This is a genomic window from Desmonostoc vinosum, assembly GCF_059505385.1.
Map to the genome: position 1 here is coordinate 1 of NZ_JCACKM010000193.1, position 11,037 is coordinate 11,037.

The 11,037-nt window shown below is 41.6% G+C and carries 11 protein-coding genes and 1 pseudogene; 6 read left to right on the forward strand and 6 right to left on the reverse strand.

The window, feature by feature from the left end; translation table 11 throughout:
• Positions 1-384: 384 nt before the first annotated feature.
• The 3 genes and pseudogenes from AC5JMF_RS23945 to cas2 all read left to right on the forward strand — a co-directional run.
• Positions 385-588, forward strand: a pseudogene (locus tag AC5JMF_RS23945) (CRISPR-associated endonuclease Cas1); the annotation flags it as partial.
• Between the two features lie 803 nt (positions 589-1,391).
• Positions 1,392-2,426 (forward strand): CRISPR-associated endonuclease Cas1, encoded by a 1,035-nt coding sequence (gene cas1 / locus AC5JMF_RS23950; RefSeq protein ID WP_495798205.1) that lies wholly within the window; start codon positions 1,392-1,394, stop codon positions 2,424-2,426.
• Complete coding sequence (gene cas2 / locus AC5JMF_RS23955; protein ID WP_495798215.1) at positions 2,426-2,704, forward strand: CRISPR-associated endonuclease Cas2; 279 nt, start codon at positions 2,426-2,428, stop codon at positions 2,702-2,704. The genes cas1 and cas2 overlap by 1 nt, the downstream gene beginning before the upstream one ends.
• A 221-nt stretch (positions 2,705-2,925) precedes the next feature.
• Here cas2 and recD2 read toward each other — a convergent pair whose 3' ends face one another.
• The 6 genes from recD2 to AC5JMF_RS23985 form a co-directional block, all read right to left on the reverse strand.
• Complete coding sequence (gene recD2, locus AC5JMF_RS23960) at positions 2,926-5,178, reverse strand: SF1B family DNA helicase RecD2 (protein WP_495798206.1); 2,253 nt, start codon at positions 5,176-5,178, stop codon at positions 2,926-2,928.
• A gap of 81 nt (positions 5,179-5,259) precedes the next feature.
• The gene (locus AC5JMF_RS23965; protein WP_495798207.1) at positions 5,260-5,511 is read right to left on the reverse strand and encodes a hypothetical protein; all 252 of its coding nucleotides are present in this window, start codon (positions 5,509-5,511) and stop codon (positions 5,260-5,262) included.
• Between the two features lie 132 nt (positions 5,512-5,643).
• Positions 5,644-5,949, reverse strand: a complete 306-nt coding sequence (locus AC5JMF_RS23970) for an HNH endonuclease (protein ID WP_495798208.1) — start codon at positions 5,947-5,949, stop codon at positions 5,644-5,646.
• A 68-nt stretch (positions 5,950-6,017) separates the two neighbouring features.
• Positions 6,018-6,968: an RpoD/SigA family RNA polymerase sigma factor gene (locus tag AC5JMF_RS23975; protein WP_495798209.1), complete on the reverse strand. Its 951-nt coding sequence runs from the start codon at positions 6,966-6,968 to the stop codon at positions 6,018-6,020.
• A gap of 101 nt (positions 6,969-7,069) precedes the next feature.
• A complete protein-coding gene (locus AC5JMF_RS23980) occupies positions 7,070-7,273 on the reverse strand; it encodes a hypothetical protein (protein ID WP_495798210.1) in 204 nt (67 codons plus the stop codon).
• Positions 7,274-7,473: 200 nt separating this feature from the next.
• On the reverse strand, positions 7,474-8,394 hold the full coding sequence (locus AC5JMF_RS23985; protein ID WP_495798211.1) for a ParB/RepB/Spo0J family partition protein: 921 nt from the start codon (positions 8,392-8,394) through the stop codon (positions 7,474-7,476).
• Between the two features lie 207 nt (positions 8,395-8,601).
• Between AC5JMF_RS23985 and AC5JMF_RS23990 the strand changes: the two genes are divergently transcribed.
• The 3 genes from AC5JMF_RS23990 to AC5JMF_RS24000 all read left to right on the forward strand — a co-directional run.
• Positions 8,602-9,180: a hypothetical protein gene (locus AC5JMF_RS23990; protein ID WP_495798212.1), complete on the forward strand. Its 579-nt coding sequence runs from the start codon at positions 8,602-8,604 to the stop codon at positions 9,178-9,180.
• A 23-nt stretch (positions 9,181-9,203) separates the two neighbouring features.
• Positions 9,204-9,812, forward strand: coding sequence for a hypothetical protein (locus AC5JMF_RS23995; RefSeq protein WP_495798213.1), 609 nt, complete (start codon positions 9,204-9,206; stop codon positions 9,810-9,812).
• A gap of 14 nt (positions 9,813-9,826) precedes the next feature.
• On the forward strand, positions 9,827-11,037 hold a 1,211-nt coding region (locus AC5JMF_RS24000; protein WP_495798214.1), incomplete at its 3' end, for a hypothetical protein.

The following is an 11,037-nucleotide window of genomic DNA, read 5'->3' on the forward strand; positions in this document are numbered from 1 at the left end:
AAAGCAAATTAGAAAACTTATCGCTAAGGTTGTCCAGCTTTGTTGTCAGTTGGGCGATCGCCTGAGTATTTATTTGTTGTTGAGCTGCTAGTGTGTCTAGAATTGCCTCAATCCGGTCTAGTCGGTTGCTTGGTGTATCGGTCATAGCAATTTTAATTAGGAGCTAATCACAATCATAAAAATTTCAGATATCTTACAGTATAAGCTTTATAGCTCCTGAGTATGTTCATTTCGGGATAGAGCAATAATTATCGTTAATTCACCAGCTTCAATTCTTCACGCTTGTTATTTGAACTAACCATTTTCATCAACTGCTGATTCAGGTAGCTCTGGGCTGAAAGGTAAATGCTATCCCAAATTACAGGATTGCGGCAGATTTTGCTACTAACTGTTTTATATATAACCGACCAAGGTGCCTATTTGAGCGTCAAAAATCAACAATTTCAAGTTTATTATCAAGGTGAATTGCGGATTAAGGTTCCAGTTAGTCGAGTCAGCAATGTTGTGCTGTTTGGTTGTTGTAATGTATCACATGGTGCTGTGAGTATGGCATTGCGGCGACGGATTCCGATTATGTACTTGTCACGACCAATGATTTGGAAACCTTAATAGAGAGATTGCATTTAGTCGGTCGCTATGGTATTGTTTATACCAACAGATGCACCTTGAAAATTTAATAAGTACATACTTTTTACGTGTAACTTAATGGTTAGTTTCCTGAAGCCATTTTGTTAAGAAATGTAAACTGAGGGGGTCGGACAAAGGCTCAAAGGCTGATTGTTTCGTAGACCCCCTCAGATGACTTACTGTATAAGGGTTTGAGTTACGTGGAGACTAGAGTTATTCTCAATAACTCTGCTCTGTTGACATGTAAAATAGACCCCCCTCAGTTTTGCAGTTCTGTAAGCCTTATTTGGTAAGCTTTCTGTAACAGTAGGGTTTTAAATCTCTTACCCCTCACGGGGATGGAAACATTACCAATCCCATACCTAAAAAAGTAATTGCTAACAGTTTTAAATCTCTTACCCCTCACGGGGATGGAAACCTGTTTTGGTCGTGGTCATGCAAGAGCATGACTGTAGTTTTAAATCTCTTACCCCTCACGGGGATGGAAACTACCATCTATTCTAAGGGTCTGTATTTTTGGTAAAAGGAAAAGTTGAGATGCTCGATGCGATCGCATTTGCTTGAATAATTAAACTATGGCTAAGTCGGGGATAGTATCTCCGGCTTTTTTTATGCCTTTATAGCAACTCATATAACCCAGATACGAAGTCATATAAAAATAGCATTTACGCCAATACGAACTCATATATCAACCTGACAAAATTGAAATATAGGTAAGGAAATACAACTTCTCACCTACAACTAAACCTAGTTGGCTTCAATTTATGTCTACCATTTACATCACCGAACAGGACGTAATATTCCAAATTCAACACCATTATTTAAAGGTGTTTCATCAACAAAATCAGCGGATCTGTATTCCAATTCGGAATCTCAGTCAATTCATCATCTTTGGTAATATCAGCTTACCAAAACAAGTCATTCAAATCGTTCATTCACATCAGATTCCCGTCTTATATCTCACCCAAACTGGTGAATATTTAGGACGGCTAAAAAATCCATCGCAACTACAAGCAAAATATCTTACCTATCAACGTAGACGCGCACGTGATACTGAATTTAACCGCGCTACAGCAGAAAGTATTATCTGGGCAAAATTGCACAATCAGCATACTTTTCTGCAAAGTTGGACTCGTCACCATGCTAATCACACAACTCAACGCGCATTAAATTACCTGACGCTGTTGATGGACAACTTACCAATAGCACCAGGAATCGAAGAACTAAAAGAATACAGCGAAGAAGCTGATAATATTTATTACTGCGCCGTTGCTTCTCTACTCACCTTCTACAACGAATGTTCGCCTACAAATGCGAAGCGCATTAGCGAACTAATAAACCTGGGAAATCAACTGCTGCATCAATATATTTACACACTGCTGAACACCGTAGGACTTAACTCTGACTATGCAATTTTACACCGCGATAGTCATCACGAACTGCCCTTAGCATGGGACTTGACCGCAGAATTTCGCGCACCCATTGTCGATGACTTGGTGTTAAATTTTGTCCGCAATTTGACTAACACCAATGGTAACGGAAAAAGCCACTCACACAACCTTCTCTTCAAGTTTCTCCAACATTGGGAAGCAAAACTGCGAACTTTTGTACTGCATCCTGACGCTGGAGAAGTAAGTTATCGTCAATGTCTCGACTTACAAGTACGAGAATATCTTGCATATTTGCTGGGAGATGTGGAATTTTACCGTCCTTTGGCGTTGAAGTTTCGTCCTGCAAATTCAGATTTCATCAACACTATTGAACCGCAAACTGTTCCTCTAAAGTTGGTGAAACGATGATGTTTTACTTAGTTTGCTACGACATTGTTAGCGATACCCGCCGCAACAAGGTGGCGAAACTTCTGGAAGCTTACGGTTTGCGGGTACAAAAGTCGGTTTTCGAGTGCGTATTGGATGAAAAACAGTACGAAACCTTATCCAAATACCTCTTTCGACTCGTGAACAAACGCGAAGACCAAGTTAGATTTTACCCCATGTCTGCACACAATCGTTGCAAAGTTGCAGTGTTGGGAACCCAACCTGAGTTTGTAGTAGACGATGCGGCGTTTATTGTTTAGCTCACCAACGCCTGACAAAGTATTAATCACACAAATCATCACAAAATGAACGCTTGGAAAAAAGCACGCGCTTCACCTGTGCAAAAATCTCTGCGCTTTCGGTCGAGTTTGGACATTCGGAAACTATAGTTCTTATTTTCTTTAGTAGTCGCGCCGTCCTCAATCCTACAAGTCTGTGGCAGTTTTGTCTTTCGATGGCTTGTTTTGTCGGCGGATATCAATTATTTATCACAGGCCGCCTCAATATTTAGCAACCTTTGCTGTAATCTTGTATATCGCTCTTGGTCATCACAAGAACGCACCGCCAAAGAAATCGCTTTCTTTGAACCAATGATGATCGCCAACTTCCTAGCGCGGGTTAAGCCAGTGTAAAACAAATTCCGTGACAACATTATGAAGTGTTGCATATACAACGGCATTATCACCACAGGATACTCTGAGCCTTGGCTTTTATGCACTGTCACACACCATGCCAGGGCAATCTCATTTAAGTCAGCGTAATCGTAAACCACAGTACGTTCACTGTACCGCACCATGACTTCTTGCTCCTCAGTATCGATGCCCTCGATTATCCCCAAATCGCCATTAAAGACTTCGCGATTGTAGTCGTTGGTTTGTTGAATAATGCGATCGCCCTCCCTTAAAATAATCCCACCCCTGTTAATTTCAACTTTGTCCAGTGCAGGTGGATTAATCAACTGTTGCAGGACGCCATTAAGGTTACGAGTACCAACTACACCTCGCGTCATTGGGCATAACACTTGAACATCAGTTGCTGGGTTAAACCCAAGCCGAGGAATCAAATCAGTAACCAATTCACAGATTGCTTGTACCCCGTGTTCCGGTTCAAACCCGCCGCCATGCCACAGGCAATCAGACACGGGATTATCAGAGATGGGTTCAATTGTAGGATATTGTCCTCGGTTAATGGAGTGCGCCTTGGTGACAATTGCACTCGCTTGAGCTTGGCGAAATACCTGTGTTAGCCGCACCACTGGTACAGTAAGCGAATTAATCAGATCAGCAAGTACATTACCAGGCCCCACTGATGGCAGCTGGTCAATGTCACCCACTAACAGCAATTGTGCGCCAACTGCTACTGCTTTCAACAAGGAGTTGGCGAGAAATAAATCAAGCATCGATGCTTCATCAACGATAATTGCTGTGTGAGGTAAAGGATTGTCACTGTTGCGCTTGAAACCCATATTTGAAGGGTCGAACTCTAACAGTCGGTGTATGGTTTTCGCTTCTAGTCCAGTCATCTCACTTAAGCGTTGTGCAGCTCTACCAGTTGGTGCAGCCAGAGCAATAGATTTACCCATTGCTTTCCAAAGCGAGACTATAGTGTGGGTGGTGAAGGTTTTACCGCAGCCAGGGCCACCAGTTAAAATCATTACACGGGAGTAAGCAGCCATCTCTACCGCTTGTTGTTGCTGTTCTGACAGAGAAATTCTCCGACTGGTGGTAAATCGCTCAATCCAATCCCGAACACGAACCATATCAATTGGTATAGGACTACCTAACAACTTATGTACCAGTTGTGCAATATTTTGTTCAGTGTAAAAGAAACTGGGTTGGTAGCACAGTAGTGTTTTCTCGGCACTGCTTTCTCGAATCAACTCTTCAGTTCGCCCCATTTCTTTGATGATGTTGGCTCCCGCCTCAATTGAAGGTTCATGCGATTCTGTAGTCAGCAGTTTCGTTACTTGCTCAATTAATTCCGGCTGCGGTAAATAGCAATGTCCGTTTTCAGCAGCTTCAGCTAAAGCATGAATCAACCCAGCACGGTATCTAAATTCACTATCAGGTGCAACACCAATGTTACGCGCAATCTTGTCGGCAGTCAGAAAACCGATGCCGTAGATGTCGGTGGCTAGTTGGTAGGGATTGTGAGTTACGGTGGCGATGGCTTCATCTTTGTATTGTTTATAAATCTTCACCGCGTAGGTTGTTGAAACACCATGCCCTTGCAGAAATACCATTACCTCTTTAATGGCCTTTTGGGTTTGCCACGCAGTTTGAATTAACTTGATGCGCTTTTTAGCAATACCTTGAACTTCTACCAAGCGCTCAATTTGATTGTCGATAATTTCGAGTGTTTCTAAACCAAAGTGGGCAACAATGCGCTTTGCTGTAACTGGGCCTACTCCTTTAATTAAACCACTGCCAAGGTATTTTTCAATTCCGGTAATTGTCGCTGGCTTAGTTTCAGAATATTGAACAACTTGGAACTGTGGCCCATACTGGGGATGGTCACGCCAAAAACCTGTTAATTGCAGTGTTTGCCCAGGCTGGATGTTGGCGAAGCTGCCGACAATTGTTGTGAGTTCAGTAGCGCGAGAACGCACCAGACGCGCAACACTATAACCTGATTCTTGGGAGTAAAAGGTCAGGCGTTCAACGACTCCGGTAATTGTTTCGTGGGGGACAGAGGTATTTAATTGTTGATGGTCAAGATTTGAGAGGGTGGACATTACATTACTTTTTAAATGCCGCACATGAAAGAGCTGTTTTATTGTAGTACATAAATACTAAATACTGTACCTAGCATTAGTTTAACCTGCAATCCCTTTACCGCTGTCATAAGTTGTTGCTCTTGGTTTTCTCTTATGAAGTGGAACAACTGTTTTCTTGGGAGGTTGTGAAGGGCGGCATCGTTCACAGTACAAAGGACGCGGCCCAAAAGTTTCGCGTTGTGTGGATTGCTCACACTGCTTACATACAAAGTTAAATGTGCGAGTGTGAATCTCGCGTTTGTGCGCTCTGACGGTGTACTCTCTGACTTCGATAATCTTGCTGCTGGGCATGGCTAAAGGAGTGTTTCTCTCTCTACAAAGAAATATAAGCTTTCGCTGATTTCTATCTTATGTCGGTTTATGAAGTTGTGTCTTTAGCGGTGAAATGCTCCTCCAAATCTTGTAGCAATTTGGCATGATTGCTTAACAATCTGTTTTCTCAAACAGAGACAATTGCCCTGGTGAAACGTTACCTCGTCCGAATCGATGGTAATCAAGATGGCAACTCGAACAAAGGCAAATCAAGTTCTCAACCCTGTTATCTGAAGGGTCACGGTTCCAATGATGAACTTGAAGATTGTAGGCACGACGCTGTGAATAAGTTAAATTAGATGGTTTCTCACCAGGGCGCAGGCAAACTTTACCGCATTTGCTACAACGCCAATCGGCAGCTGCTTTAATAGCCGTGGCTAATTGCTTCCAGTTGTCTGAATAACGTGACTGACTCATGAAAAATGTTTTCGCAAGAAAGATCCTGATGATGTTAATTTTACAGGTACTGATTTGATAGTGCCTAATTACGACGCGAAATAATCAATCATGTCGTCACTCCTGCGGCGCAAAATATTCATCGCCTTGACCTCAATCTGACGAATTCTTTCCCGACTAAGATTTAAACGCTCTCCCACCTCCCTCAAATTGAGTTCATGTCCATCGTCCAATCCAAACCGCAAAGCCAGTACTTGTTGCTGTATTGGTGTCAGCAATGACAACATGTTTCTCAAGTCATCACGTAGAAGTTCAGTAGTTATGTACTCGTCTGAGGAAATGCCATCACTAGGTAAAATATCAACCAGTTCTGATTCTTGATCCTTCCCAATCCGCTTCTCTAGAGAAACGGGCTGTTTAGATGCATTAAGACATTCTCGAATCTGACTCGGCTTGAGCTTGAGAGCTTCAGCAACCTCTGTAACAGTTGCTGTACGTCCCAGCGTTTGAGATAGTTCTCGTTGTGTTTTTTTGATTTTGTTCAGCTTCTCATTCACATGAATGGGGATGCGAATGGTGCGGGATTTTTCTGCGATCGCCCTGGTAATAGATTGCTGAATCCACCAATATGCGTAGGTTGATAACCTGTAGCCACGATTGGGGTCGAACTTCTCAATACCTCGTTGGAGTCCTAATGCCCCTTCTTGAAGTAAGTCGGGGAATTCGAGATTACGATTCTGGTATTTCTTGGCAATTGAAACTACCAAACGTAGGTTGGCTGTCACCATCTTTTCCTTAGCTCGTTGACCAAGCAGAAGGATTTGAGTGACTTCGGCTTCGGTTTTGTTAACAACAGTAGCTAATTCAGATGTGGTTGGTTCTCGCTCTTGCTGCTCGACAAGTGTGGCCTTTACTTGCTCTATGGCTACCATCTGGTGTACTTGAAGAGCGTAAGAGAGTTCTTGCTCCCTTGTTAGCAGGGGGTAACGGCCAATCTCTTTGAGGTAGCTACCAATCGTGTCTGGAGTGGGATTAGACATATGATTTGAATAATGGGGTAAATATTGATTTCAGTTACAATAGCAGGAATTTTGCCAGGGGAATATGCCAACTTAGGCAGGGAAACATTCAAGTGTTGTACCTATTTAAGCAACCCATCTTTTTTTAGCTGAGCAATTACGGCATTCCTAACGTATTCAGCTGTGGTGACACCAAGTAGTTCTGGGAGTGAGCGCAATAAGACATCTATTTCAGGCGGAAACTTGACACCGATTGTTCCGACTTTACCACCAATTCCTTTGCCTTCAGACTCGAATCCTCTTTTGCCTTTAATTGGTTTTCCCATAGCTAAAAATCTATCCTATTTACAGGTTATCCTGTAAAATAGATTAAGTTAATGATCAATTGTTGATTAAAGCGGTAAGTCATCATAGGCTTACCATAAAAATTACGCAGCTAATTCAGATGTGGTTGGTTCTGTTTCTAGTTGTTGGATGAGTTCAGCAATAAATCTTTACCTTGTTTCAGCAAACTCAACAATAATTTTTACTCTAACAATGCTTCAATCTGTCCTAACAACTTCTCTAAAGTTTTTGCTTTCTTTGGATCTTCCCATACCTTAGTTTGCTTAATTCGTTGGTAAGCTTCTTTCATCCGATTAGGGAGAGCAGGATTCTGAGAAGGCTTAGGAGGTTGAATTTCTTGAATGTAACTTTTTATATCTCTAACTGAAAGGTTTTCTTCAAGAGCTTTCGCTAGAAGTTCTTGTCGTTGAGCTTCGTCTTTCAGTTGAGCAATAACACGGGCTTTGGTGTATTCTAGTTTTCCTTGACGTAAAATTTCTAGAACATCTTTAGGTAAGTTAAGTAAAGGTAGACGATGACTGCGAAAGCTATCTGGAGTAACTCGCCCTATGACTGTGAAGATCTGCTCTACCGTCTCCCACTGGCTACGAACAACGTTGTTCGTAATTTCTGCTTTTTGTTTTTGGAGATTAGCAATATGATTAAGCAGTGAAATAATTTCTCCTTGAGGGCATTCTAAGCGAAGAGAGAGTAGCTGCAAGATAGCCTCAGTTTCCTCAACAGGATTTAAATCTTCTCGTTGTAAATTTTCCAGAAGTGCAACTTGAAAAGCATCTTGGTCGTTGAGACTGCGGATAATAACCGGAACTTCCTCTAGACCAAGAGTTTGAGCTGCTCGATAGCGACGCTCTCCAGCGATCAGTTCGTAACTCCCAGATTCTAATGGTCGAACAAGAAGTGGTTGCAAGATGCCATGTTCACGGATAGAGGCAACCAAGCTTTCCATTGCTTGAGCAGAAAAGTAACGTCGGGGTTGATGAGCAGCAAGGTGAATTTCAGTTATCAATAAGGATTGTTCAAGAAGTTCATTTTCAGGAAGTTGAGAATTATTAGTAACTCCTACTAAGTCAAGGAATTGTTTGGTTTTATTGGGAAATTCCATTTTTTTTGTGATTATACGGTTTTTCTGAAAAAATATATTAGTTTGTGGAATGAACTGATTCTAAGATAATTTCAGGAAATCGAAAAAATTTTTCTAAGTTTTATACTAAGGCAATGAAAAACTGATGCACCAGATTACTACATAAAGTGCTGGGTAAAATACACTCATTTCCTCAGTTAGGCTAAGTTAACTCAAACCAAGGCATCAATGAAATCACGAAAGCGCCCATCCAAACTACCAAAACCCAACAACTCAAACCCCAAGCTTGACCTTGTTGCCATTCGCCCAGCAGAAAAACAACAGGTAGCATCTGGGCCAGACCCCGCCCCTGCACTAGAGCCGCTGCCAGATGAACCACAAGCAATTACTGACAAGGAGCCGCAAGCAGAACCACAGCCCCAAGCGAAAGTGATCATACACAAGCCGCCATCAATTGAGCAAGGTGAGGAATACACTACCCCCAAAAAATCAGGTGACACGCCCAAACCCAAGCAGCGCCAGTTTACAGAGAGCAATGATGAAGAAGAATTACCTCCCCAGCAGTGTCAGAAGATGCAGTTTCTCGACTGCGACAAGTCAGTAGGGCGTGTGATCTACGAGTGCTGGCATTGCTTAACTGGATTAGTTAGTGAGTATACAGGTTCACCTGTTGTTGAAGAATTTAGGGGGCGGAAAAAGGAGAAAGCAATTGAAGTGGAATGTCCTAACTGTGGCAAGAGTGCGATTAGGTTAAGTGTAAAGGAGGTGATTTCGACGGAGGCTTTCGCATCACCTAGAGGCGATTAAGTAAAATCTAATTAAGGAAAATTATGGGAATAACAATACACTACACATTCGATGCTGGCGAAACTTCCTCTTCAGATGTTGAGCAATTGATTAATAGCTTGCATTCTAAATGTCAAGATTTACCTTTCGTGCATGTTGATCAGGTAGTGAAATTAGAAGGCTTAGAATGTTGTTATGACAGTGTTGATGATCCATTATATATTCTTAAGCTTAGAGCTAATAAATATAAATTTCCAGAAAATTTAAATTTAGAAAAGATTATTCCATCAACAATAATTGGCTTTGATTCACTGCCAAGACAAGGATGCGAGGAATTTGATATATTTTTGTGCCGCTATCCAGATGAAGACAAATGGACATCAGAGTCATTCTGTAAAACAGAATTTGCATTTGATGAAGGTGGAATTGAGAATTTTATAATTGCTCACTGTGCAATAATTGAGATTTTAGATTATGCTCAAACTTTAGGAATCTTGAGCAAAGTATTTGATGAAACAGGATACTGGGAAAAACGCGACCTCAAAGAGTTAATAAGTAAAGTTGAGCAATCGAGAGCTAATATTCAAGCAGTAAAATTAGCACTATCTCAGTACAATCACGAATTTATTAATAAGCTCATGTCTGATTTATAAATGAAGGTGATGATTTGATCCTAGACCCTCCCCCTCAAAACCTAGTTTTGCCGTTGCTAGAATTACGAGACTACTGTGTTCGGCAGCTAGAAGAATACGAGAGACTGTACAACAAAGCGCGATCGCAACTCGACCATGTAGAAGCATTACTATCTAATTGGACTACCAAATCAAATGTCAATGACAAGCAGCCAGCATTGGAGACAGTTGGTGAAGCGGTTGCCCCAGATGTTCAAGACATTGCTGAAGCTGACTTAGACTTGGTAGAGCCGATTGAATCTGAAGTTGACCAAGCAAAAAACTTAGAGATAGATAATCAACATCAATCCCCAGAAGTAGATTCGGAGTTAGCAGCTTTCAAAGAAGAAAAGCTTGAAGATAATCAACAGACTTCGCTTCTCGGGGTGGAAATACCAATGCTGTCTCAGTATGCCTCTCTAACTAGAAGCGAAGCAATTGAACAGCTATTACGAGAACATGCTGGTACTGTGTGGCATATAGATGCCATCGTCGAAGCACTTTATGGAGAGTTAGATAAAGACGTATTTAAAGTAGCAAAAGACAGGGTTCAATCAACACTAACTCATGGTAGAAAAAGCAAGAGATGGTCACTTGTTCCTAACAATCCTGGGCACTACACTTTAGTTTTAAGCTTGTTGCCTGACAAACCTACTATTCATAATTTAAGGCAGAGCAAACGCCAAAATCAACAACCTTATGTAGTTCCAAAAGCTCCATCTGTGCCAATGCTCAAAGCTTATGAAGGACAGTTTTTAATTGATGCTGTCTCCTCTTTTTTAGAACAAAATGCAGGTAAGGTTTTTAAGGTTGAGTCAATTATCACCGGAGTTTATGGAGAATTAGATACCCAGTCGATAGCACAAGTTAAAAGTAGCGTACTTAAAGAATTATCAAGAGGTCATGGAACAGGACGATTTACGAGAGTGCCTGGTGAAATAGGGATTTATACTTGGGATGTCAACAACCAAACACCAAAGTTGACGGCTGACGAGTCCCCACATGATCAACAAAGCGTATTTTTCTCACTGCCTGATGACATCTCTGATGCTGACTTAACTGATGAACCAAAAGAATCAGAACCCACACATACACAACTGAGCCTACCTGTAACAGATGAAATAGATAGCTCCTTAAGAGTATTAGAAATTCCCATGCTACCCCAGTATGAGAATTTATCCAGGATTGATGCGGTCAAAAAGCTCTT